Annotated in this window: 23 protein-coding genes and 1 pseudogene; 19 read left to right on the top strand and 5 right to left on the bottom strand. The window is 64.0% G+C overall.

The window, feature by feature from the left end:
- The first annotated feature begins 5 nt into the window (after positions 1–5).
- The 5 genes from D0Z70_RS08980 to D0Z70_RS08960 all read left to right on the top strand — a co-directional run bounded on the left by D0Z70_RS08980 (position 6) and on the right by D0Z70_RS08960 (position 4,042).
- On the top strand, positions 6–920 hold the full coding sequence (locus tag D0Z70_RS08980; protein WP_119745715.1) for a polyprenyl synthetase family protein: 915 nt from the start codon (positions 6–8) through the stop codon (positions 918–920).
- Between the two features lie 5 nt (positions 921–925).
- On the top strand, positions 926–1,438 hold the full coding sequence (gene coaD, locus D0Z70_RS08975; protein ID WP_119745510.1) for a pantetheine-phosphate adenylyltransferase: 513 nt from the start codon (positions 926–928) through the stop codon (positions 1,436–1,438).
- Between the two features lie 80 nt (positions 1,439–1,518).
- Positions 1,519–2,238 (top strand): peptidylprolyl isomerase, encoded by a 720-nt coding sequence (locus D0Z70_RS08970; protein ID WP_119745508.1) that lies wholly within the window; start codon positions 1,519–1,521, stop codon positions 2,236–2,238.
- Between the two features lie 160 nt (positions 2,239–2,398).
- The gene (queA, locus tag D0Z70_RS08965; RefSeq protein ID WP_119745506.1) at positions 2,399–3,430 is read left to right on the top strand and encodes a tRNA preQ1(34) S-adenosylmethionine ribosyltransferase-isomerase QueA; all 1,032 of its coding nucleotides are present in this window, start codon (positions 2,399–2,401) and stop codon (positions 3,428–3,430) included.
- 33 nt (positions 3,431–3,463) lie between these two features.
- The gene (locus D0Z70_RS08960; protein WP_119745504.1) at positions 3,464–4,042 is read left to right on the top strand and encodes a TetR/AcrR family transcriptional regulator; all 579 of its coding nucleotides are present in this window, start codon (positions 3,464–3,466) and stop codon (positions 4,040–4,042) included.
- On the opposite strand, the gene D0Z70_RS08955 is transcribed toward D0Z70_RS08960, so the two are convergent.
- Positions 4,039–4,926, bottom strand: coding sequence for a LysR family transcriptional regulator (locus D0Z70_RS08955; protein WP_119745502.1), 888 nt, complete (start codon positions 4,924–4,926; stop codon positions 4,039–4,041). The two genes, D0Z70_RS08960 and D0Z70_RS08955, sit on opposite strands and share 4 nt — an antisense overlap.
- Before the next feature lie 100 nt (positions 4,927–5,026).
- Here D0Z70_RS08955 and D0Z70_RS08950 point away from each other — a divergent pair, with 100 nt between their 5' ends.
- Genes D0Z70_RS08950 through D0Z70_RS08940 form a run of 3 tightly spaced genes read left to right on the top strand, consistent with a single transcriptional unit; the run spans position 5,027 to position 7,376 of the window.
- The gene (locus D0Z70_RS08950) at positions 5,027–6,136 is read left to right on the top strand and encodes an S-(hydroxymethyl)glutathione dehydrogenase/class III alcohol dehydrogenase (protein ID WP_119745500.1); all 1,110 of its coding nucleotides are present in this window, start codon (positions 5,027–5,029) and stop codon (positions 6,134–6,136) included.
- Entirely contained in the window at positions 6,136–6,972 is an 837-nt protein-coding gene (fghA, locus tag D0Z70_RS08945; RefSeq protein WP_119745497.1) for an S-formylglutathione hydrolase, read from the top strand. Before D0Z70_RS08950 ends, fghA begins: the two co-directional genes overlap by 1 nt.
- Before the next feature lie 5 nt (positions 6,973–6,977).
- A complete protein-coding gene (locus D0Z70_RS08940) occupies positions 6,978–7,376 on the top strand; it encodes a ketosteroid isomerase-related protein (protein WP_119745495.1) in 399 nt (132 codons plus the stop codon).
- A 62-nt stretch (positions 7,377–7,438) separates the two neighbouring features.
- Here D0Z70_RS08940 and ilvD read toward each other — a convergent pair whose 3' ends face one another.
- Entirely contained in the window at positions 7,439–9,289 is a 1,851-nt protein-coding gene (gene ilvD / locus D0Z70_RS08935; protein WP_119745493.1) for a dihydroxy-acid dehydratase, read from the bottom strand.
- Positions 9,290–9,396: 107 nt separating this feature from the next.
- Here ilvD and D0Z70_RS08930 point away from each other — a divergent pair, with 107 nt between their 5' ends.
- From D0Z70_RS08930 to D0Z70_RS08920, 3 genes and pseudogenes are all read left to right on the top strand, one after another.
- Positions 9,397–10,272: a LysR family transcriptional regulator gene (locus D0Z70_RS08930; RefSeq protein ID WP_119745491.1), complete on the top strand. Its 876-nt coding sequence runs from the start codon at positions 9,397–9,399 to the stop codon at positions 10,270–10,272.
- Positions 10,273–10,327: 55 nt separating this feature from the next.
- The gene (locus D0Z70_RS08925) at positions 10,328–11,110 is read left to right on the top strand and encodes an NUDIX hydrolase (RefSeq protein WP_119745489.1); all 783 of its coding nucleotides are present in this window, start codon (positions 10,328–10,330) and stop codon (positions 11,108–11,110) included.
- A 3-nt stretch (positions 11,111–11,113) separates the two neighbouring features.
- Positions 11,114–11,838, top strand: a pseudogene (locus tag D0Z70_RS08920) (extensin-like domain-containing protein).
- A gap of 139 nt (positions 11,839–11,977) precedes the next feature.
- On the opposite strand, the gene trpE reads toward D0Z70_RS08920, so the two are convergent.
- Complete coding sequence (gene trpE / locus D0Z70_RS08915; RefSeq protein WP_119745486.1) at positions 11,978–13,495, bottom strand: anthranilate synthase component I; 1,518 nt, start codon at positions 13,493–13,495, stop codon at positions 11,978–11,980.
- A 1-nt stretch (position 13,496) separates the two neighbouring features.
- The gene (locus D0Z70_RS08910) at positions 13,497–15,449 is read right to left on the bottom strand and encodes a peptidylprolyl isomerase (RefSeq protein ID WP_119745484.1); all 1,953 of its coding nucleotides are present in this window, start codon (positions 15,447–15,449) and stop codon (positions 13,497–13,499) included.
- Between the two features lie 169 nt (positions 15,450–15,618).
- Here D0Z70_RS08910 and tpiA point away from each other — a divergent pair, with 169 nt between their 5' ends.
- From tpiA to D0Z70_RS08890, 4 genes are all read left to right on the top strand, one after another.
- Positions 15,619–16,359 (top strand): triose-phosphate isomerase, encoded by a 741-nt coding sequence (gene tpiA / locus D0Z70_RS08905; protein WP_119745482.1) that lies wholly within the window; start codon positions 15,619–15,621, stop codon positions 16,357–16,359.
- A 75-nt stretch (positions 16,360–16,434) separates the two neighbouring features.
- Entirely contained in the window at positions 16,435–17,226 is a 792-nt protein-coding gene (locus tag D0Z70_RS08900) for a DUF998 domain-containing protein (protein ID WP_119745480.1), read from the top strand.
- Between the two features lie 102 nt (positions 17,227–17,328).
- Complete coding sequence (secG, locus tag D0Z70_RS08895; protein ID WP_006951806.1) at positions 17,329–17,685, top strand: preprotein translocase subunit SecG; 357 nt, start codon at positions 17,329–17,331, stop codon at positions 17,683–17,685.
- Positions 17,686–17,775: 90 nt separating this feature from the next.
- On the top strand, positions 17,776–19,407 hold the full coding sequence (locus D0Z70_RS08890; RefSeq protein ID WP_119745478.1) for a CTP synthase: 1,632 nt from the start codon (positions 17,776–17,778) through the stop codon (positions 19,405–19,407).
- Between the two features lie 95 nt (positions 19,408–19,502).
- Here D0Z70_RS08890 and D0Z70_RS08885 read toward each other — a convergent pair whose 3' ends face one another.
- Complete coding sequence (locus D0Z70_RS08885) at positions 19,503–20,684, bottom strand: PQQ-dependent sugar dehydrogenase (RefSeq protein WP_239018865.1); 1,182 nt, start codon at positions 20,682–20,684, stop codon at positions 19,503–19,505.
- A gap of 270 nt (positions 20,685–20,954) precedes the next feature.
- Here D0Z70_RS08885 and rimP point away from each other — a divergent pair, with 270 nt between their 5' ends.
- The 4 genes from rimP (at position 20,955) to D0Z70_RS08865 (ending at position 24,100) form a co-directional block, all read left to right on the top strand.
- Positions 20,955–21,479 (top strand): ribosome maturation protein RimP, encoded by a 525-nt coding sequence (rimP, locus tag D0Z70_RS08880; protein WP_119745474.1) that lies wholly within the window; start codon positions 20,955–20,957, stop codon positions 21,477–21,479.
- An 11-nt stretch (positions 21,480–21,490) separates the two neighbouring features.
- On the top strand, positions 21,491–23,062 hold the full coding sequence (nusA, locus tag D0Z70_RS08875; protein WP_119745472.1) for a transcription termination factor NusA: 1,572 nt from the start codon (positions 21,491–21,493) through the stop codon (positions 23,060–23,062).
- 6 nt (positions 23,063–23,068) lie between these two features.
- On the top strand, positions 23,069–23,323 hold the full coding sequence (locus D0Z70_RS08870) for a tautomerase family protein (protein WP_119745470.1): 255 nt from the start codon (positions 23,069–23,071) through the stop codon (positions 23,321–23,323).
- 63 nt (positions 23,324–23,386) lie between these two features.
- Positions 23,387–24,100 (top strand): DUF448 domain-containing protein, encoded by a 714-nt coding sequence (locus D0Z70_RS08865; protein ID WP_119745468.1) that lies wholly within the window; start codon positions 23,387–23,389, stop codon positions 24,098–24,100.
- The last annotated feature ends 9 nt before the right edge of the window (positions 24,101–24,109 follow it).

The following is a 24,109-nucleotide window of genomic DNA, read 5'->3' as shown; positions in this document are numbered from 1 at the left end:
GCGGCATGGTCGGGGGAGAGGCGGCCTCCGCAGGGGCGTTGGTAAAGGCACGCGCGGCGGACGTCGCGGCGGCGATCGACAGCGCCTTCGACCATCTGCTGAGCGTGCCGGACGATCCACGGGCGCGGCTTTATGAGGCGATGCGCCATGCCGCGATCGGCGGAGGCAAAAGGTTGCGGCCATTGCTGGTGCAGGCGACCAGCGACCTGTTCCATCTGTCGCGCGAATCGGCGTTGCGGGTCGGCCTGGCGATCGAGTGCATCCATGTCTATTCGCTGGTGCATGACGATCTGCCCGCGATGGACGATGATGACATGCGCCGGGGCAAGCCGACCGTCCACAAGGCGTTTGACGAGGCGACGGCGATACTGGCGGGCGATTGCCTGCACGATCTGGCGTTCCAGATATTGTCCGACGAGGACACCCATCCCGACCCGTTCGTGCGGATTGAACTGGTGCGCGCGCTGGCGCTGGCGAGCGGCCCGGCTGGCATGGCGGGCGGGCAGATGATGGACCTGGAAGCGGAACATGCCCGCTTTGACCTGGCCACCGTCACCCGACTGCAAAATCTCAAGACCGGGGCGCTGATCGCCTTTTGCGTTGACGCTGCCGCGATCATGGCGCGGATTCCTGAGGACGCACGCAAGGGGCTGCACGGCTATGCGCGCGACATCGGCCTGGCGTTCCAGATTGCCGACGATCTGCTGGACGTAGAGGGCGACGCGGCGCTGGCGGGCAAGGCGCTGGGCAAGGATGCGGCGGCGGGCAAGGAGACGTTCGTGTCGCTGCTGGGCGTTGATCGGGCGCGGGCGCAGGCGCATATGCTGGTCGATCAGGCCAAGGCGCATCTGCATGGTTATGGCGTCGAGGCGGACCTGCTGCGCGCCATTGCCGACTATATCGTGGAGAGGGATCGCTAAAGACCATGAGCAAGCAGCGCATCGGTGTCTATCCCGGCACATTCGATCCCATAACATTGGGGCATATGGACATCATCCGGCGCGGCGCGAAACTGGTCGACCGGCTGGTCATCGGGGTGACGACCAATATCAGCAAATCGCCCATGTTCAGCGATGAAGAGCGGCTGGAAATGGTGCGGCGCGAATGTGCCGGGATCGACGCGGACATCGTGGTCGTCGGTTTCAATTCGCTGCTGATGGATTTTGCCGAATCGCAGGGGGCCAGCGTCATCATTCGCGGGCTGCGCGCGGTCGCCGACTTTGAATATGAATATCAGATGGCGGGCATGAACCAGCAGATTAATGCCCGCGTCGAAACCGTGTTCCTGATGGCGGACGTGTGCCTGCAACCGATCGCTTCCCGGCTGGTCAAGGAAATCGCGCTTTATGGCGGGCCGATCCATAAGTTCGTCGGGCCGGTGGTGCGCGACGAAGTGGTGGCGCGGGTTGAAAAACTGGGGCGCAAAGGCAGCGTTTAATACCGCTCAGCCTGCGTTCAGTTGCCAATCGCGATCAGCGCGCTATCAGGACGGCCAAGATATTGAGGAAAGTAAGTCCCATGCGTTTCACCTGCGCGCTCAAGACCGTGGCGATCGGTATCGCCCTTACCGCGTCCGGCCTGGCCTATGCCCAGGGCGGCGGCAGCAAGGGCGATGATATGAAGAAAGCGGAGGCCGCGGCGCGGGCGGCGGAAAATGCCAAGTCGTTGGGCGGCGACCTGACCCCCAAGCTGCCGCCAGCGGTGGTGCCGGCCGATCCGCAGAATATCTGGGACCTGGACCTGTCGAGCGGCGGGCGGGTGCGCATCCAGCTGCGCCCCGACATCGCGCCCGGCCATGTCGAGCGGATCAAGGAGCTGACGCGGCAGGGCTTTTACAATGGCCTTAAATTCCATCGCGTCATCCCCGGTTTCATGGCGCAGGGCGGCGATCCCAAGGGCGACGGCACCGGCGGTTCGACCCAGCCGGACCTGAAGGCCGAGTTCAACCCGATGCCCCATTTGCGCGGCACCGTGTCGATGGCGCGTGCGCAGGGCGAGGATAGCGCGAACAGCCAGTTCTTCATCGTGCTGCTGCCGCGGATGCAGCTGGACAAGAAATATACGGTGTTCGGCCGGGTGATCGAAGGCATGAATTATGTCGACGCGATCGCGCAGGGCGAGCCGCCCGCCAACCCGACCGTGATTTTGCAGGCGTCGATCGAGAGCGACGGCAAGCCGCCGGTGACCGCGCCGGTTGCGCCAGTCGCGCCGTCGATCATTGCCGCGCCGACGCAGTAAGTGAGAAAAGGGGCTGGTTCGTCCGGCCTCCATCTGTTCGCTCTATCATGATTAAAGCACCGGGTGTTCCCGCGAAGGCGGGAATCCAGTCCAGAGGGCGGGACTGGATTCCCGCCTTCGCGGGAACACCGATTAAGGCTGAACAGGGTAGCTTTAGACCATGCGCGTAGACCTTTTCGATTTTGACCTGCCGCCGGAGAATATCGCGCTGCGGCCCGCGTCTCCGCGGGATAGCGCGCGCTTGTTGCTGGTGCCGGGGGAGGGTGATTTTGCTGACCTGAGCGTGCGTGATCTGCCCTCGCTGATGCGGGCGGGCGATGTGCTGGTGTTCAACGACACGCGCGTCATTCCCGCGCAGCTGGAGGGGATGCGCGGCAATGCACGGATCGGGGCGACGCTGCACAAGCGATTGGGGCTGCGCCAGTGGCAGGCTTTTTTGCGCAATGCCAAGCGGGTGCGTGACGGCGAGCGGATCGATTTTGGCGCGGGCGTCACGGCGATTGCCGGGCCGCGCGACGATGATGGCGGGGTAACGCTGAGCTTTGAGGGTGAGGAGCCGGTGGAGGTTCTGCTGGAGCGGGCGGGACGGATGCCGCTGCCGCCCTATATCGCCAGCAAGCGCCCGACCGACGAACGCGACCGGGCCGATTATCAGACCATGTTCGCGCGGGAAGATGGCGCGGTGGCAGCGCCCACGGCTGCGCTGCATTTTACCCCGGAATTGATGGCGGCGCTGGCGGAGCGCGGAATCGCGACCGAGACGCTGACGCTGCATGTCGGCGCGGGGACATTCCTGCCGGTCAAGGCGGACGATACCGACGATCACCGGATGCACGCCGAATGGGGGCGGATCGAGGCGGCGACGGCGGATCGGCTGAATGCCGCGCGGGCGGCTGGCGGGCGGCTGATTGCGGTCGGCACGACCAGCCTGCGCCTGCTGGAAAGCGCGGTGGGAGAGGACGGGATTCTCCGCGCCTTTGCCGATGAAACCCGTATTTTCATCACACCGGGCTATCAGTTCCGGGCGATTGACGGCCTGATGACCAATTTCCATTTGCCCAAATCCACGCTGTTCATGCTGGTGTCGGCGCTGATGGGGACGGAGCGGATGCGGGCGGCCTATGATCATGCGATCGGGTCGGGCTATCGTTTTTACAGCTATGGCGACAGTTCGCTGCTGTTGCCCGGATGATCCGGCGCGCATTTCTGTGCTAGGCCAAGGCGCATGAGCAAGCAGGCGGGAAGCGAAGACGGGGTGCGATCGCGGCGCGACGAGATACTCGCGGTCGCGGCGCAGCTGTTCGCGCGCAAGGGCTATCGCGGCACGTCGATGCGCGACATTGGCGAGGCGTCGGGGGTGCTGGGCGGGTCGCTCTACCACCATATCAAGTCCAAGGACGCGCTGTTCGTCGAATTGCATAATGGCGCGCTGGACGCGGCGGAAGCGCGGATCGCGGCGGCGGTGGCGGCTGCGGCCGGTCCCTGGGACAGGCTGGAGGCGGGTTGCGTGGCGCTGCTGGAGGTGCAGTTGGCGCCCGATTCGCTGACGATGCCGATGATGAATGATTTTCGCGAAGTGCCCGATGAGGTGCGCGCGCAACTGGTGGCGCGGCGCGACCGGTTCGAGCAGTTGTTCCGGGCGATCGTGGATGACCTGCCTTTGCCCGCGGCGATCGACCGGTCGATCTATCGCAACCTCCTCCTGTCGCAGCTTAATGCGGCGGCGGACTGGTTCCGGCCCGGTCGCCTGACCCCGCGCGAGATTGCCGAGCAAGTCGCGCGGCTGTTCCGGCACGAGGGTTAGTCCCGCCGCGCCAACGCCACGGGCAATTCGCTGCGCAACAGGTCGAGCAGGCCGGTAATCTTGGGCAGCAAGTGGCGGCGCTGGGGATAGACGGCCCAGATGGGTTCGTCCTCCATCGCGAAATCGGTGAGCAAAGGCACCAGCGCGCCGGACGCGATATGGGGCAGGACGTAAAATTCCGGCAGCTGGCATATGCCCATGCCCGCGACGGCGGCTTGCGCCACCGCCTCTCCGCTGTTGCAGCGCCAGCGGCCGCGCGGGCGGATGGTTTCGATCCGGCCCCAGGAGCGGAACTGCCAGCTGGTCGCGGTGCCGATCAGGCAGTCATGGTTTCCCAGATCGGCGATGGCGTTGGGCGTGCCGTGCGCGGCGAGATAGGCAGGGGCTGCGCAGGTATAGAGGGTACGCGACGCGATGCGGGTGCCGATCAGGCGGCTGTCGGCCAGCGTGCCGGTGCGGATCGCCATGTCATAGCCCTCGCCGATCAGGTCCACGAGCCGGTTGGTCAGATCGATCGTGACAGTGAGCTTGACATAGCGCGTGGCAAATTGCCGGACGATGGGGGCGATGAAGCGTTCGCCCATCGCGGTCGAGCAGGTGATGCGCAGGTCGCCCTGCGGCTCTGCGCCTTCGCTGATGAGGGCAATGGCTTCGTCCCGTTCGGTGACGATGCGGCTGCAATGATCGTAGAAGAGGCGGCCAGTGTCGGTCAGCCGGACGGTGCGGGTGGTGCGGTGGAACAGCGGGCGCTGCACCCGGTTTTCCAGCGCGGCGATGGCGCGGCTCATATGGGTGGTGGACAGGCCGAGCGCGTCGGCCCCGCCCTTGAAGCTGCCGGTGGTCGCCACGGCGACAAATTCGTCGATCCCATCCCAGCCGCGCATAATTATCCCTCATATGAAATAATGAATTGCAAAAATCCTTCCTTATCGCGCGGGTGGGATATTGCTAGGGCGGGGCAGCATCATATCAGGAGCTTTTCCCATGAAATCCCGCGCCGCCGTCGCCTTTGAAGCCAAGAAGCCGCTGGAGATTGTCGAAGTCGATCTGGAAGGGCCGAAAGCGGGCGAAGTGCTGGTCGAGATCATGGCGACCGGTATCTGCCATACCGACGCCTATACGCTCGACGGGTTCGACAGCGAAGGTATCTTTCCGTCGATCCTGGGGCATGAAGGCGCGGGGATCGTGCGGGAAGTCGGGCCGGGCGTCACCAGCGTGAAGCCCGGTGATCATGTCATCCCGCTCTACACCCCCGAATGTCGCCAGTGCAAAAGCTGCCTGAGCGGCAAGACGAACCTGTGCACCGCGATCCGCGCGACGCAGGGCAAGGGGCTGATGCCCGACGGCACGACCCGCTTTTCCTACAAGGGCCAGCCGATCTTTCACTATATGGGCTGTTCGACCTTCTCCAACTTCACGGTTTTGCCCGAAATCGCGGTCGCAAAGATCCGCGAGGACGCGCCGTTCGACAAGAGCTGTTATATCGGCTGCGGCGTGACCACGGGCGTCGGCGCGGTGGTGAACAGCGCCAAGGTGACGCCGGGGTCCAACGTCATCATCTTTGGCCTTGGCGGCATTGGCCTGAACGTCATTCAGGGCGCGAAGCTGGTCGGCGCGGACATGATCATCGGCGTCGACATCAATGACAGCAAGGAAGAATGGGGCCGCCGGTTCGGCATGACCCACTTCGTCAATCCCAACAAGGTGGAGGGCGACATCGTCCAGCATCTGGTCGCGCTGACCGATGGCGGGGCGGACTATACGTTCGATTGCACCGGCAATACCGGGGTGATGCGCACCGCGCTGGAGGCGTGCCATCGCGGCTGGGGGGAGAGCATCATCATCGGCGTCGCTGAAGCGGGCAAGGAAATCAGCACCCGTCCGTTCCAGCTGGTCACCGGCCGGGTGTGGAAGGGCAGCGCTTTTGGCGGGGCCAAGGGCCGGACCGACGTGCCCAAGATCGTCGACTGGTATATGAACGGCAAGATCGAGATCGACCCGATGATCACCCATGTGCTGAGCCTGGAGGAGATCAACAAGGGGTTCGACCTGATGCACGCGGGTGAGAGCATCCGTTCGGTCGTGGTGTTTTAATGGAGACGGTTTCGGAAAATCGCGCCTTTGGCGGGGTGCAGGGCGTGTATCGCCATGCGTCCGCCAGCACGGGGACGGACATGGTTTTTTCCGTGTTCGTGCCGCCGCATGAGGCGGGGGCGAAGCTGCCCGTGGTCTGGTATCTGTCCGGGCTGACCTGCACCCATGCCAATGTGACCGAGAAGGGCGAGTTTCGGGCGCTCTGCGCCGAACTGGGGCTGATCTTCGTTGCGCCCGATACGTCGCCGCGCGGTGAGGGTGTGGCGGATGATGTGGACGGGGCTTATGATTTCGGACTGGGCGCTGGTTTTTACGTCGATGCGACGGAAGCGCCCTTCGCGGATCATTACAAGATGTGGTCCTATGTGACCGAGGAACTGCCTGCGCTGATCGCGGCGGCATTTCCGGCGGATATGGGGCGGCAGTCGATCATGGGCCATTCGATGGGCGGGCATGGGGCGCTGACCATCGGGCTGACTTATCCTGAGCGTTTCAGTGCGGTGTCGGCCTTCGCGCCGATCGTTGCGCCAAGCCAGGTACCGTGGGGGCGCAAGGCGCTGGGCGGCTATCTGGGCGCGGACAAGGCGGCGTGGCGCAAGCATGATGCGGTCGCGCTGATCGAGGATGGTGCGCGGGTTGAAGCGCTGCTGGTCGATCAGGGCGGGGCGGATGCGTTTCTGGAGAAGGAATTGCAGCCGGACCTATTGCGCGCGGCGTGTGAGGCAGCGGGGATCGACCTGACGCTGAATATGCGCGCGGGCTATGACCATAGCTATTATTTCATCTCCACCTTCATGGCGGATCATCTGCGCTGGCACGCCGACAGGTTGGGGTAACGGGCATGAGCGAGGCGTTGTTGCGGGACTATTATGCGGCGTTCAATCGGGGAGAGAGTGCGGCGATGCTGGCGCTGCTGACCGACGATGTGGTGCATGAGCCGAGCCAGGGCGCGGTGCGCGAGGGGAAGGCGGCGTTCGCAGACTTTCTGGACCATATGAACCGCTGCTACAAGGAGGCGGTCATCGGGCCGGTGTTCCTGACGTCGGCTGATGGCGCGCGGGCGGCGGCGGAGTTCATGCTGGAGGGCGAATATCTGGTGACCGATGGTGATCTGCCCGCGGCATCAGGGCAGCGTTACCGGCTGCGGGTGGGCGCGTTTTTCGAACTGCGCGAGGGGAAGATCGCGCGGGTGAGCAATCATTATAATCTGGCGGACTGGCTGGCGCAGGTGGGTGGTTGACGTTGTGCCTGTGGCACGCCCCCACCCCAACCCCTCCCCTAAAGGGGAGGGGCTTTGATTGATCATTTCTCGATCTGGCTGACGTCGCGCACAGCGCCCTTGGCGGCGTTGGTTGTCATCGCGGCGTAGGCGCGGAGCGCGGGGGAGACTTCGCGTTTGCGGCCAAAGGGCTTCCACGCCTTGACGCCCATTTTCTCCATTTCCGCGCGGCGTTCGGCCAGCACGGCGTCATCAATGTCCAGCTTGATGACACGGTTGGGGATGTCGATGACGATCGGGTCGCCGGTCTGGACGAGGGCGATGAGGCCGCCTTCGGCCGCTTCGGGCGAGACATGGCCGATCGACAGGCCCGACGTGCCACCGGAAAAGCGCCCGTCGGTGATCAGCGCGCATTCCTTGCCCAGCCCCTTGGATTTCAGATAGCTGGTCGGGTAGAGCATTTCCTGCATACCCGGCCCGCCCTTTGGCCCTTCATAGCGGATGACGACGACGTCGCCGGCCTTGACCTCATTGCCCAAAATGCCCGCGACCGAGGCGTCCTGGCTTTCATAGACGCGCGCGGTGCCGTGGAAGGTCAGGATCGAATCATCGACGCCCGCCGTCTTGACGATGCAGCCTTCGGGGGCGAGGTTGCCGTAGAGGACGGCGAGGCCGCCATCCTTGGAGAAGGGGTGTTCGGCCGAGCGGATCACGCCCTTTTCGCGGTCGATGTCCAGCTCCTCCCAGCGGGCGGACTGGCTGAACGCGGTCTGGGTCGGGACACCGCCGGGGGCGGCGCGGAAGAAGTTGCGGACTTCATCGCTGTTGGTGCGGCCAATGTCCCAACGGGCCAGCGCAGCGGCCATGGTGGGGGCGTGGACGGTGGGGAGCGAGGTATCGACGAGGCCTGCGCGCTCCAGTTCGCCCAATATCGCCATGATGCCACCGGCGCGGTGGACATCCTCCATATGCACGTCCTGCTTGGCGGGTGCGACCTTGCACAGGCAGGGGACGCGGCGCGACAGGCGGTCGATATCGGCCATGGTGAAATCGACCCCGCCTTCATACGCGGCGGCGAGCAGATGGAGGACGGTGTTGGTGGAGCCGCCCATGGCGATGTCCAGGCTCATGGCGTTTTCGAACGCGGAGAAGCTGGCGATGGTGCGCGGCAGGGCGGTGGCGTCATCCTGTTCATACCAGCGCTTGGCGAGATCGACGATGACATGGCCGGCTTCGCGGAACAGGCGCTCGCGGTCCGAATGGGTGGCCAGCGTCGATCCGTTGCCGGGCAGCGAGAGGCCCAATGCTTCGGTCAGGCAGTTCATCGAATTGGCGGTGAACATGCCGGAGCAACTGCCACAGGTCGGGCAGGCGGAGCGTTCGATGGTTTTGACTTCTTCGTCGGTATAGCTTTCGTCGGCGGCGACGACCATGGCATCGACCAGATCGAGCGCCACTTCCTTGCCGCGCATCACGACCTTGCCCGCCTCCATCGGCCCGCCGGACACGAACACGGCGGGGATGTTGAGGCGCATCGCGGCCATCAACATGCCCGGCGTGATCTTGTCGCAGTTGGAGATGCAGACCATCGCGTCGGCGCAATGGGCGTTGACCATATATTCGACGCTGTCGGCGATCAGATCCCGGCTTGGCAAGGAATAGAGCATCCCGCCATGGCCCATGGCGATGCCGTCATCGACCGCGATGGTGTTGAATTCCTTGGCGACGCCGCCTGCCGCCTCGATCTCGCGCGCGACGAGCTGGCCCAGGTCTTTCAGGTGAACATGGCCCGGCACGAACTGGGTGAAGCTGTTGACGACGGCGATGATCGGCTTGCCGAAATCTTCATCCTTCATGCCCGTCGCGCGCCACAGGCCGCGCGCCCCCGCCATGTTGCGGCCGTGGGTGGTGGTTCTGGAGCGATAGGCCGGCATGGTCAGTGTCCCTGAAAAGATAATCCTCTTGGGTCCGCTCTATACCCGTTGGGATTGGGTGTGAAATATATTATTGATGGCCTATTAGGTCGCAGGACATATGAAAGATGGATATTCGCCAGTTGCGGCATTTTGTCACGGTCGCCGACACGCTGCATTTCGGGCAGGCGGCGGAACGGCTGCACATGACCCAGCCGCCGCTGAGCCAGTCGATCCTGATGCTGGAGCGCGAACTGGGCGCGGCGCTGTTTGCGCGGACCAAGCGACGGGTGGCGCTGACGCCGTTCGGGGCGCAATGGCTGGAGCAGGTGCGGCCTGCTATCGCGGCGATCGACGCGCTGCCCGAAGCCGCGCGGCAGTTGCGGGAAGGGCGGGCCGGGCATCTGGCCTTGTCCTTCGTCAGCACCGCCGATTATAGCGTCCTGCCCGCGCTGGTGCGGCGCTATGCGGCGCTGTTCCCGCAGGTCGAAATCCGCCTGACCGAAGCGACCAGCGATGTGCAGATACCCGCCTTGCTGGCGGGGCAGGCCCATGCGGGCATATTGATCCCGCCTGCCGACACACCCCTGCCGCCGGAGCTTTGTTACCGCCGGTTGATCCGCGAACCGCTGGTTGCGGCGCTGCCGGAGCAATGGGTGGAGGCGGGAACGATCGACGCGGAGGCCATCGTGTCGCTGCCGCTGATCCTGTTCCCGCGCGCGGTGGCACCTGCCTTCCACGATCTGGTCACTGGCTATTATGCGGCGCGGGGCGGGCAGGCCAATATCGTGCAGCAGGCGATCCAGATGCAGACGATCATCAGCCTGGTGTCGGCGGGGCTGGGGATTGCGCTGGTCCCGGCGTCGCTGCGCAATCTGGCGCGGGCGGGGGTGGTTTATGCCGATCTGGGCGACGCGCCCATGCTGGAAACCGGGCTGGCGTGGCGGCGGGACGATGAGACGCCGACATTGCGCCAGTTTCTGGAACTGGCGCAGGCGGGGTGATGGGATCGCTGCGGCGGGCTTTACCGGTGGGCGCAGCTGCGCCTAGAGCAAGGACATGACGATAGAGGATGATGCAGGTCGCCCCGCCGCGACGGTGGTGATCGTGCGGGACCGACCCGATGGGCCGCCCGACATTTTGATGATGGAGCGGGCGTCGACCATGGCCTTTGCTGCGGGCGCGCTGGTGTTTCCCGGCGGGGGCGTGGATGCGCATGACCGGCAGCTTGCGGCGCGGATCGACCATGGTCTGGAGATTGACGAGGCGGCGGCGCGGATCGCGGCGATTCGCGAGACGATCGAGGAAAGCGGGCTGGGGGTGGGCCTGAATGGGGGACATGCGGGCGCGGTCGATGGCGCGGTGGTGGTCTCGATCCGGCAGGGCTTGCTGGATGGGACGATGCTGGGGGATCTGCTTGAGGCGCATGGGCTGGGGCTGGCGCTTGACGCATTGACGCCCTTTGCCCGCTGGCACCCCGCGCCGTTCGAGAAGGCGATCCGGGTCTATGATACGCGCTTCTACCTCGCCCGCGCGCCTGACGGGCAGGAGGCGATCGCCGACGCGACCGAGAATGTGCATCTGTTCTGGAGCAGTGCGGCAGCGACGCTGGCGCGGTGCGATGCGGGGGAGGGGCATGTCATCTTCCCCACCCGGCGTAATCTGGAGCGGCTGGCGCTGGCGGGAAGTCATGCCGATCTGGTCGCCCATGCCGCCGCCCATCCGGTGGAGAAGGTGCGGCCATGGCTGGAGGATCGCGATGGGGAGCGGCATTTGTGCATCCCCGATCATCTGGGTTATCCCGTTACGTCGGAACCTTTACGGCAGGCCCGGCGTGGTTAGGGGATGCGACGCCTTCACCTGATATTGCGCCGCTGCCTGTTATGGGGCGGCCTGTTGTGTCTGACTCTTCTGGGCTATGCCGTGATGCGGCAAAGGCCGCAGGATTTGCCCTGGACCGATATCGACCTGGATCAGCCGATCGGGCTGTTCACCGGGCGCAAGCTGGCGGCGCTAACGGGGGAGCGGGCGCAATGCCTGGCGCTGCTGGAGCGGGCGGGGGTGGCCTATAGTGCGATGCAGCCGGGCGGGACGGGACAGTGCGTTTATGACGATGCGGTGCGGCTGAAGGCGGAGCGCGGGGCGGTGGCCCTGTCCCCGGCGGCGGTGGCGCCTTCCTGCCCGGTGGTCGCGGCGCTCAAGCTGTGGGAGTGGCAGGTGGTGCAGCCTGCCGCGCAGCGCATCTATGGCCAGCCGGTTGCGTCACTGCGGCACTTTGCAGCTATAGCTGTCGGCGCATGTACGGGCGCAGCGCTGGCGACTTCAGCGAACATGCGACTGCGGATGCGATCGACATTTCCGCCTTCATATTGGCGGACGGGCGGCAGGTGAGCGTGCTGAACGACTGGGATGGCAAGGCAAGCGATGCCGAATTTCTGCGCGCGGTGCGGGATGGGGCGTGCGACCTGTTTTCGACCGCGCTGTCGCCCGATTATAACAAGGCGCACCGCGATCATTTCCATCTGGATCAGGCGGCACGCGGTGCGACCGGGTGGCGGGCGTGTCGGTAGAGTGATCCTCCCTGTCGCGTAGCGATGGGGAGGTGGATGGCCGAAGGCCAGACGGAGGGGCAGTGGCGCGACGTTGCGCCATTGCCCCTCCGTCAGCGCTGCGCGCTGCCACCTCCCCAAGACGAGCTTGGGGAGGAATTTACTGGCCGAAGCCGCTTTCGCGCGCCAGCGCTACGGCTTCGCGTGCGGCTGCCAGTAGCGCGCCGCTTTTGGCTTCGCATTCGCGCTGTTCATATTCGGGGGTGGAATCGGCGACGATGCCTGCGCCTGCCTGTACGTGCATGACGCCGTCTTTCAGGACGGCGGTGCGGAGCACAATGCAACTGTCCATATTGCCGTCCGGGCCGAAATAGCCGACCCCGCCCGCATAGGCGCCGCGGGTTTCGGGTTCCAGTTCGGCGATGATCTCGCACGCGCGGACCTTGGGTGCGCCTGATACCGTCCCCGCTGGGAAGCCTGCGAACAGCGCGTCGATCGCGTCCTTGTCCGGCGATAGCTGGCCGACGACGTTGGAGACGATGTGCATGACATGGCTGTAAAATTCGACGCTGTAGCTGTCGGTCACGGTCACGCTGCCAGCGGTCGCAACGCGGCCGACATCGTTGCGGCCAAGGTCCAGCAGCATCAGATGTTCGGCGCGTTCCTTGGGGTCGGACAGCAGGCTTACGCGGTTGGCGGCGTCCTCCACCGCATTACGCCCACGTGGGCGGGTGCCAGCGATCGGGCGGATCGTGACTTCGCCGTCGCGGGCGCGGACCAATATCTCAGGCGACGAGCCGATCAGCGCGAAGCCGGGCAGGTCGAGATAATAGAGGAAGGGCGAGGGATTGATCCGCCGCAGCGCGCGATAAAGCGCAATGGGTGGCAATGTGAAGGGGCTGGTGAAACGCTGCGCCAGCACGACCTGAAAAATGTCGCCCGCGACGATATAATCCTTGGCCTTGGTCACCATGGCGGCATAGCGGCCCGGCTCCAGCACCGGGGTGACCGCGATGTCGGCCATGTCCGCCGGTGGGGGCGTGGCGGGCAGCGGGGCGGCGAGGCGCGCGGCGGTGGCGTCGATGCGTTCGAGCGCTTCGTCGATTGCCTTTTCGGGGTCGGCAAAGCTGCCCTTCCACACCGGCGCGACCAGATAGAGGGCATCGGCCAGCCGGTCGAACACCAGGATCACGGTCGGGCGAACGAACAGCATGTCGGGCAGGGCGATGGGATTGGGGGCAGGACGGGGCAGTTTTTCGACCAACCCGACCGTCTCATAGCCGAAATAGCCGACCAGGCAGGCGAGCGCTGCGGGCAGAGCGGGATCGAGTTCTGCGCGACATTCGGCCACCAGCGACCGCAGCGCGGTCAGCGCGTCGGCTTCCAGCGGCTCGAACGCATTGCGGTCGGTTGCCCATTGGCGGTTGATCTGGGCCATGTTGCCATCGGCGCGGAACAGGAGGTCGGGGGCCAGGCCGATCAGGCTGTGGCGGCCACGCACCGCGCCGCCCTCCACCGATTCCAGCAGGAAGTCGCCGCGATCTGGCTCGAACAATTTGAGCGCGGCGGATATCGGCGTGTCGGTGTCGGCAATCTGCCGCCGCCATACCAATGCCGATTCGCCCCGCGCCAGCGCCGCGCGCGCCGAAGCGATGCCGTCCCCGCCCGTCGCGCCCATATTACTGCCCGCCGCTGTTGGTGGCGGTCAGCGCCGAGCGGGCGTCTGCCACGGCCTTGGCATTGCGGGTCACGCCCAGTTCCTTTTCGACCGCGCGCTCAAATTGCTGGCCATATTCCTGGCCGACAACCTCGCCGAGCTGGTCGCGCACCTGCTTCAACAGTTCGGGCTGACCCTTGGCATCGCCGCGTTGGATGGCGTTCAATTGCACCACGAAGGTGCCGCGATCCTGCCCTATGGGGAGCGTCTTGACCGTGTTCGCCGCCATCGAAAAGAGGATGGCGACTTCGGCGGGGGGACGCTGCTCGCCACGCATGATGTCGGCGCGGCGGCCGCCCAGCACCTGCGGCGCGGGCAGCTTGACGCCGACAGCCGCGACGGCATCGGCCAGCTTCATGCCCTTGGCGACCTTGGCCCGGATATCCTCCGCGACCTTCTTGGCTTTTTCATTACCCTGATTGAGCTTGTACTGCGCCTGAACCAGCGGCTTGACCTTGGCCAGCGGCGGCGGGGCGGCGGCGACGATGTCAGTGGGGGCGATCAGCGCATAGCGCTTGTCCGGGGTGATCGGCACCAGCTGCGCATCATCGTCCGCGTTCATCGCGAAGGCGGGGGCGACCAGGGGTTGCAGGTCAGCGGAGGGGACATAGGCCGAATCCTCGACCTGCTTGCCGGTGGCGAGCAGCAGCGGGCTGGTTTCGAGTTTCAGGCCATTATCTTTGACCACTTCCTCGAACGTGCCGCCATCGGCAATCTGGTCTTCCAGCTTGCCGGTCAATTCGGTCAGCAGCGTCTTTTCCTTTTGCGCGCGCAGCGTCTCGACCAGTTCGCCACGCACAGAGGCGAGCGGGCGGGCGGGCGTTTCGGTGATCGCGGTGACGCGCAGCACGACCCAGCCCAGCGATCCGCGCACGGGACCGACCAGATCGCCCTGCCTGGCGGCAAAGGCGGCGTCGGCAATCGCCTTGCCCGCCGATGCGGTGAGGGCGGCCTGGCTCTGGTCGGCCAGCGCCAGTGCTTCAAGGCCAGCGCCCTTTGCCGCGGCGGACAGCGATGTGCCGCCCTTGACCTGATCGGCAATTGCCTTGGCCGCTGCCTGCGTCGGCAACACCAGTTGCTCGACGCTGCGGCTTTGTCTGGCGGCATAGGCGGCCTTGTTCTGATTATAGGCGGCAGCGATTTCCGCGTCGCTCGGCTGTGAGGCCTGCGCGAAACGCTGCGCGTCGATCACGGCATAGCGGATGCGGCGCTGTTCGGGGATGGTGAAGCGGTCGGCGTTGCGCTTGTAATAATCGGCCAGTTGCGCGTCTGTCGGTGCCTTGTCGTCAAGGAAGGCGACCGCCGGAATCGCGGCGATCGTACCCTGACGCGCTTCGAGCAGCAGCGAGGCATAGGGCAGCACCAGAGAGTCGGAGAGCTTGACACCCAGACCCACCGGACCCAGCAATTGGCGCTGGAGGATTTCGCGGCTGATATCGTCGCGCAGCGCCTGTTCGGTGATGCGTTCGCGGATCAGCAGCGACCGGAAATTATCCTGGCTGAAATTGCCCGCAGCGTCCTGAAAAGCGGGGATCTGCGCGATCTGTGCATCGACCAGCCGCTTGGAGATATGCACGTCCTGATCGTCGGCAAAGGCGCGCAGGGTGAGGGATGCGACCAGCTGGTCGAACACCTGTGTCGCGCCGCCCTGCGCGAAGAAATCGCTGATCAGCAGGCCGGGATTGGATTTGCGGGCATTTTCATAGACGCGCTGGATACGGTCCTGCACTTCATTCTGCGACAGCTTGTGGCTGCCCGCCTTGGCCGCCGTGCCGCCACCGCCGGTCAGGCTGCTGCCGAACTGGCCGCTGGACAGATCGCCCAGAACGAAGGCACCGGCGATGACCGCCAGGAAGAGGATCGCAAAGACAGCGCCGAACCTGGAGCGAATGAAGCGGCGAAAGACAGCAAGCATGAAAATGTCCGAACTGCGGGCGTGATGGCGGTCGCTTTAAGGCGGTATAGGCGCGGCGGCAAGCGCCCACGGTCATGCAAGGTCTGGCGTAGCCGGTCTGGACAAATGCACCCGCCCCGTTCATCGCCACTGGGCGTGCAGCAAAAACAAATATGGGGAAATATAATCCATGAACAGGCGTAAACTCGTCGTGGGCAACTGGAAGATGAATGGCCTGAAGGCCCATCTGGGCGAAGTCGAAGCGATAGGCGGCATCGCGGCCGATCATCCGGGGGTGGATGTAGGACTATGCGTACCCGCGACATTGATCGCGGCGGCGGCGCAGGTTCGGGGCGGCGCCTTTATCGGGGCGCAGGATTGCCACATGAACGCCAGTGGCGCGCATACCGGTTGCCTGTCGGGCGCGATGCTGGCCGAAGCGGGGGCCAGCTGGACGATCGTTGGCCATAGCGAACGGCGGCAGGACCAGCGCGAGAGCGATGGCGACGTTGCGGCCAAGGCGCTGGCGGCGAAGGCTGCAGGCCTGAACGTCATCTTGTGCGTGGGCGAAAGCCTGGACGTGCGCGACGCGGGTGATGCCGAAGCGGTGGTGTCCGCGCAGTTGCTGGCGTCCTTGCCGGAGGGCGCGGCGGCGGATTGGCTGGCGATTGCGTATGAACCCATTTGGGCGATCGGCACCGGGCGGATTCCGACGATGGAGGCGGTCGACGCGATGCACCGGGCGCTGCGCGATGCGCTGGCCAGCCGGATCGGCGGGCAAGCCCACGGGATGCGTATTCTTTATGGCGGGTCGATGAATGGCGACAATGCGGCGGAATTGATGGCGATTGCTGATGTTGATGGCGGGCTGGTCGGCGGCGCAAGCCTGACGGCGGGCAAGTTCGCGCCGATTATCGCGGCGGCTGGCTAGATCATTCCATTACGGTAATAGTTCCGATTGCCCTGCATCGGCAAGCGCGTAGGATCGGTGCAAAGGGGAATAGCCATGCAGCCGGACGATATGCGCGATCAACTGGCCTGGCGTCATGCACGGGTCAAGATGCAGGGCGGACAATTGGGCGGCGGCGAAGGCTCCAAGAGCATCGCCGCCCCACCGGCGGTTCCGCCTGCATTGTCGACTGTGGACGATCTGTTTGAGAGCATTTCGTCCAGCTATTTCATGTTGCGCCGGGGATTGGCGGTGGTCGCATTCCTGCTGCCGATTGCATTGTGGATAGTGGCAGGGCCGGAATATCTGCAGACCTCGATCAGCGCCTATTATCATTTTTCCCATGTTGCAGATGGCATGTCGGCTTATGGCGCGGGCGCGGCGCGCAACATATTCGTCGGCGTACTCTGGATGGTGGGTGCGTTCCTATATTTTTACAAAGGCTATTCATGGCAGGAGGATGTTGCCCTCAACATTGCGGGAATCGCCGCAATTGGCATCGCACTCTTCCCGATGGACTGGCCTGAGCACGCCGCCACCACGACGGCCAAGATTCACTACAGCAGCGCAGTCATCTTCTTTGTCGCGATCGCCTATGTCTGCGTGTTCCGGTCCGGCGATACGCTGTCGATCATGGAGGATGGCGACGTCCGGCGTCGCTTCAAGCGGATATACTCCGTGCTGGGCATTTTGATGATTGCCTGTCCGGTGGCCGTATTGTTGATCCATTTTCTGTCCGGCAGCCCGGAGAAAAATTATGTGGTGCTGCTGGTCGAACTGGCAGGTGTGTGGGTGTTTTCCACATTCTGGATCACCAAAAGCCGGGAAATCGCGCTGATTGAACGATAAGAGCGCGCATCTGCTGCGATAGGCAGGCTGCCCGGTTGCCCCCGCGTCGCTTCATCGCTATGTGCGCGGCAACGCACCCCATTTCCGGACAGAACCCGTCGCATGTTCACTTTCCTTCTCGTCGTGCAGGCGATCATCGCCGCCCTGCTGGTTACCGTCATCCTGATGCAGAAGTCGGAAGGCGGCGGGCTGGGCGTGGGCGGCAGCCCGGCGGGCTTCATGTCGGCGCGCGGCGCGGCGGATTTCCTGACGCGGTCGACCACGGTGCTGGCGACGATCTTCGTCACTCTGTCCATCGTCATGGCGGTGATCGCGTCGGTGCGTCATGCGCCCAGCGACATCGACACGTCGCTGGTCAAGCAGGCACCGGTGACGCAGAACGCGCCGGCGACCAGCGCTGATCCGCTGGCGGGTGCGGCGAATGCGGCCAGCAACGGCGCGGTCCCGCTCGCCAACTAAACCGTTCATCGACATTTCGAATATTTTTTAAGCGTGCGTGGATTCGCGCGCTTGCTCTTTGTTGTTCTGAAAGGCTAGGCCTCTTCTCCCATGACGCGGTATATTTTCATCACCGGCGGCGTGGTCTCCTCGCTTGGTAAAGGCCTGATGGCCGCATCCCTGGCAGCGCTGTTGCAGGCGCGGGGCTATCGCGTGCGAATCCGCAAATTCGATCCCTATCTGAACGTCGATCCCGGCACGATGTCGCCCTATCAGCATGGCGAAGTCTATGTGACCGACGACGGGGCGGAGACCGATCTGGACCTGGGCCATTATGAGCGCTTTACCGGCGTTTCCGCGCGCCAGAGCGACAATGTGACCCAAGGCCGCGTCTATCAGACGATCATCACCAAGGAACGGCGCGGCGACTATCTGGGCGCGACGGTGCAGGTCATCCCGCACGTCACCGACGAGATCAAGGCGTTCGCGCTGGCCGACACCGACGATATTGATTTCGTGCTGTGCGAGATTGGCGGCACCGTGGGCGACATCGAATCGCTGCCTTTCATGGAGGCGATTCGCCAACTGCATAATGATCTGGATCGCGGCCAGTCGATCTTCGTCCATGTGACTTTGGTGCCCTATATTGCTGCGGCGGGGGAGCTTAAGACCAAGCCGACCCAGCATAGCGTGCGCGAACTGACGTCGCTGGGTATCCAGCCCGACATATTGCTGTGCCGCTGCGAACATCCGCTGCCGGAAAGCGAACGGCGCAAGATTGCGCTCTTCTGCAATGTGCGGCCCGAAGCGGTCATTCCTGCGCTGGACGCCAGCAGCATCTATGGCGTTCCCGCCCAATATCATGCCGAAGGTCTGGACGCCGAAGTGCTGCGCGCCTTTGGTATCGAGGGCGCGCCCGTGCCGTCGCTGGAGCGGTGGGACGACATTATGGACCGGCAGCAGAACCCGGAAGGCGAAGTCACGATCGGCGTGGTCGGCAAATATGTAGGCCTGCCCGACGCCTATAAATCGCTGCACGAGGCGCTGACCCATGGCGGTTTTGCCAATCGGGTGAAGGTGAAGATCAAGTGGATCGATGCCGAACTGTTCGAGAAGGGCGACGATGTCGCCGCTTTCCTGGAGCCGATGCACGGCATATTGGTCCCCGGCGGCTTTGGCGTGCGCGGGTCGGAAGGCAAGATCGCCAGCGTCAAATTTGCACGTGAACGCAATGTGCCATTCTTCGGCATTTGCCTGGGGATGCAGATGGCCTGCATTGAGGGCGCACGGAATACGGCGGGTATCGCGGCTGCCTCCACCACCGAATTTGGCGAGACGTCCGAGCCGGTCGTGGGCCTGATCACCGAATGGATGAGCGCGGAAGGCCTGCAGAAGCGCACCGCCGAGACCGATCTGGGCGGCACGATGCGGCTGGGGGCTTATCCGGCGAAACTGACCGGCAACAGCGTGGTCGCGGGCATTTACGGCACCGACGAGATAAGCGAACGGCATCGCCATCGCTATGAAGTCAATGCGGGCTATCGCGAGCCACTGGAAAAAGGCGGCCTGATCTTTTCCGGCATGTCGCCCGACGGCACCTTGCCAGAAATCGTCGAGCGGCCCGACCATCCCTGGTTTGTCGGCGTACAGTTCCACCCGGAGCTGAAATCCAAGCCGTTCGATCCGCATCCGCTGTTCGCCAGCTTCATCGAAGCGGCGGTCAAGCAGAGCCGGTTGGTGTAATTATACGTCGTCATGCCGGGCCTGACCCGGCATCCAGGGCGGGTTTGTGCCGCCCTGGATGCTGACTTTCGTCAGCATGACGAACTTGTGTTACATTACCCCGCAGGCGTCAGCTTCAGCAGCCGTCCCTGCGATCCGTCGTCGCCATCTTCCAGCACCCAGAGCGCGCCGTCCGGGCCTTGTTCGACCTCGCGGATGCGGGCGCCCATGTCCCATTGGTCGGCCTTGCTGGCCTTGTCGCCATCCAGTTTGACCCGGACCAGCGCCTTACTGGACAGGCCGCCGATGAAGAGTGAACCTTTCCACGCCGGGAAGAGATTGCCGGAGTAATAGAGGAGGCCGCCGGGCGAGATGACCGGGTTCCAGCTGACCTTGGGGGCTTCAAAGCCGTCGCCGGGGGCGTGATCGGGAATGTCGCGGCCGTCATAATGGCTGCCGTTGGACACTTTGGGATAGCCATAGTTGAGACCGGGCTTGATGAGGTTCACCTCGTCCCCGCCCTTTGGTCCCATTTCCTGTTCCCACAGGCGACCGTCCGCGTCGAAGGCGATGCCGAGCAGGTTGCGGTGGCCATAGGACCAGACCGCCGGGTGGAAGCCCTGCGCCGCGAGCGGATTGCCCGCTGCGGGTGTGCCATCCAGATTGAGGCGCAGCACCTTGCCTAACGTCGCCTTGGGGTCTTGGGCGGGATCGAACTTCTGCCGTTCGCCATTGGTGAAGAAGAGATATTTGCCATCGGGTGAGAAGGCGATGCGGCCCGAATAATGGCCGTCACCCTCGACATAGGGGCTGGCGCGGAAGATGATCTGGAAATTTTTCAATATGGGTTGTTTTGGACAGGGCTGACCTGTGCATACCGAAGGAGCCTCGGAAAATTCGCCCTTCCCAAGTGCAACGCCCTTGCCTCCTGGACCTTGTTCGGACCAACTGAGGTAGACAATCCTATTTTGTGTAAATTGCGGGTGTAAAACTACATCCATGAGAGCGCCCTGACCCTCACTATCCACTTTCGGCCGTCCTTGGATCTGCACCCTGATCTTGCCGCCCCAAGACTGATCCACGTTTTTCGGATCGAACAGGATCATCTCGCCGGCTTTCTCCGTCACCAGCGCGCGCCCGTCCGGCAGGAAGGTCATGGCCCAGGGCGAATCGAAATCGGCGATGGTCGCAGTCTTGAACGGCTTGGCCGGGGCGTCGGCGGCGTTCTGGCCGGTGGCATTGTCGGCCGAACAGGCGATGAGGATGAGGGGCAGGGCAGCGATAAAGGTTCGGGTCACGATTTTCTCCGTTCGCCCCCCGATCAAGCCGAGGGCAGGCTCTGAGCGAAGTCGAAGGGCTATGCTGAGCATGGCGAAGCACCTCTCTTCGTTCGGTGGAGGGCTTCGACTTCGCTCAGCCCGAACGGTTAGAATACAGCAGAACGAATAATGTTGCAGATTAACTGCGTCCTGCCTATATCGCCCTTGCTTCCTTACATCGTCAAACATGTCAGGGTCGCAGGCACACCGCCTGCGGCGGCGGCAAACTTATATTGTTCTGGAGATTGCATGGCGGACATCGCCGCACTGACTGCGCTGATCGAACCGGAGGTGAAGGCTTTGGGCTTTGACCTTGTGCGGGTGAAGCTGTTTGGGTCGGGCGATGAGCGCACGCTTCAGATCATGGCCGAGCGTCGGGAAACGCGGCAGTTGGTGATCGAGGATTGCATGACGATCTCGCGCCGCCTGTCGGACCTGCTCGACGAGACCGACCCGATCGAGGAAGCCTATCGGCTGGAGGTCAGCTCTCCGGGGATCGACCGTCCGCTCACCCGCCTGCACGACTTTGTCGAATGGGGCGGGTTCGAGGCGCGGATCACGGTGACCGAGCCGATCGACAACCGCAAGACGTTCAAGGGCGTGCTGGGCACGGTCGAAGGCGAGGATATCGCCTTCAAGGATACCAAGGTCGGGAATGTCGTCATTCCCTTTGCCCTGATCGACACCGCCAAGCTGGTGCTGACGGACGCGTTGATTAATGCTACCATGCCGCTCTCTGCCGAGGGTGCGGACGATATCGAAACCGAAGGATAAGGGTTCTTTCCATGGCCAACGCCATTTCCGCCAACCGGGCCGAACTGATCGCCATCGCCAATTCGGTGGCCAGCGAAAAGATGATCGACAAGGCGATCGTCATCGAGGCGATGGAGGACGCGATCCAGCGCGCCGCACGCGCACGCTATGGCGCAGAGAATGACATTCGCGCCAAGCTGGACCCCGACAGCGGCGACCTGCGCCTGTGGCGCGTCGTCGAAGTGGTCGATGTGGTCGAGGATTATTTCAAGCAGGTCGACATCAAGGCGGCGCAAAAGCTCCAGAAGGGCGCCGTCGTCGGCGACTTCATCGTCGATCCGCTGCCCCCCATCGACCTGGGCCGCATCGACGCCCAGTCGGCCAAGCAGGTGATTTTCCAGAAGGTCCGCGACGCCGAGCGCGAGCGCCAGCATGAGGAATTCAAGGACCGCGTGGGCGAGATCATCACCGGCGTCGTCAAGTCGGTTGAGTTCGGCCATGTCGTCGTGAACCTTGGCCGGGCCGAGGGCGTCATCCGCCGCGACCAGCAGATCCCGCGCGAAGTCGTCCGCGTCGGCGACCGCATCCGTTCGGTCGTGCTGAACGTGCGCCGTGAAAATCGCGGGCCGCAGATTTTCCTGAGCCGCGCGCATCCTGAATTCATGAAAAAGCTGTTCGCGCAGGAAGTCCCCGAAATCTATGACGGCGTCATCACCATTATGGCCGCCGCCCGCGATCCGGGCAGCCGCGCCAAGATCGGCGTGATCAGCCGCGATTCGAGCATCGATCCGGTCGGCGCCTGCGTCGGCATGAAGGGCAGCCGCGTGCAGGCCGTCGTGCAGGAAATGCAGGGCGAAAAGATCGACATCATCCCCTGGTCGGAAGATACCGCGACCTTCGTGGTCAACGCGCTTCAGCCCGCCCAGGTTAGCCGCGTGCTGATCGACGAGGAAGAAGAGCGGATCGAAGTCGTCGTCCCCGACGATCAGCTGAGCCTTGCCATTGGTCGTCGCGGCCAGAATGTCCGTCTCGCCAGCCAGCTGACCGGCAAGGCGATCGACATCATGACCGAAGCTGATGCCAGCGAGAAGCGCCAGAAGGAATTTGTGACCCGGTCCGAACTGTTCCAGAACGAACTGGACGTGGACGAGACGCTGTCGCAGCTGCTGGTGGCCGAGGGCTTTGGCGAGCTGGAAGAGGTCGCCTATGTCAGCATCGACGAGCTGGCCTCGATCGAAGGCTTTGACGATGATCTGGCGGGCGAGTTGCAGAACCGCGCGCTTGAAGCGCTGGAGCGTCGCGAGGCGGCTTCGCGGGAAGAACGGCAGGCGCTGGGCGTCGAGGATGCCCTGGCGGACATGCCGCATCTGACCGAAGCGATGCTGGTGACGCTGGGCAAGGCGGGCATCAAGACGCTCGACGATCTGGCGGACCTGGCCACCGACGAGCTGGTGCAAAAGAAGCGCATCGACCAGCGCCGCCGCAAGACCGAAACCACCGAGGACAAGGGCGGCATTTTGGCGGCCTATGGCCTGTCGGACGAGCAGGGCAATGAGATCATCATGGCCGCGCGCGCCCACTGGTTTGAAGACGAGGAAGCCTGATCCGCCATGCCGTTCGTTGATATCCGTCTGGCCGGAGCCGTAACGCGCGAGCAGAAAGCCGCGCTGGTTGCCGACATCACCCAGTCGCTCGTGGAGCGGCTGGGAAAGCCGGCGGCTGCCGTCCAGATCAATATCACCGAACTGAGCCTGGAAAATTATGCGGCGGGCGGGCAGCTTTTGGCCGACCGCGCACCTGCGCCCTCTGTTAGGCCCAACTCTTCTCATAGGGAGGACGCCATTGCTGCGGACACTCCCCGATGAGCGTTTAGGCCTATCCGATAGCGTTGGGGTTGCCAGTCCATCCGTTTTGGCGGAGGGGCACGCATGACCGAACGCAAATGCATATTGACCGGCGACCGCGCCGACCCTGAAACGCTGATCCGCCTGGCGATCGGGCCGGAGGGGCAGGTGCTGCCCGACGTCCGCGCCAAGGCGCCGGGGCGGGGTGCCTGGATCGGCGTCAGCCGCGCCGAGCTGGAAACGGCGCTGGCCAAGGGCAAGCTCAAGGGGGCGATCGCGCGCTCTTTCAAGGATGGCGCGCTCCAGATCGAGGCGGACCTGCCCGAACGGATCGAGACGGCGCTGCGTCAGGATCTGCTCAGCCGTCTGGGGCTGGAGGCGCGCGCGTCCATGCTGCTCACCGGCTCGGAAAAAATCGATACTGCCTGCCGCAAGGGGCTGGTCAAATTGCTGCTCCACGCCAGCGATGCGGCGGCCGATGGCAACCGCAAACTGGACCAGGCGCTGCGCGTCGGACAGGAAGCGGAAGGCAGCGATCTTGCAGGCACCGTCTTGCCTGTGGACCGCGAGGCCCTATCTATGGCAATGGGGCGCGATAATGTCGTCCATGTTGCGGTGACCGACTCGCGCGCGGCGCTACGCCTGCGTGCGGCCCTGGGCCGCTTGGAAAGCTATCTGGGTTGCGTTATCGAGGCGCCCGCGCAGGAGGAGGAGCAATCCTCCGCTGCGCAGGGTGCCGAGATTGCATGGAATGATGCGTCGGTGCCTGCACCGGCCGGTGATGAAGTGAAGGGTTAAGTTCAGTCG

This window comes from Sphingobium terrigena (assembly GCF_003591655.1).
Lineage (GTDB): Bacteria > Pseudomonadota > Alphaproteobacteria > Sphingomonadales > Sphingomonadaceae > Sphingobium > Sphingobium terrigena.
The sequence above is the reverse complement of the archived record's forward strand: the minus strand, read 5'-3'. Positions and strand labels throughout refer to the sequence as shown.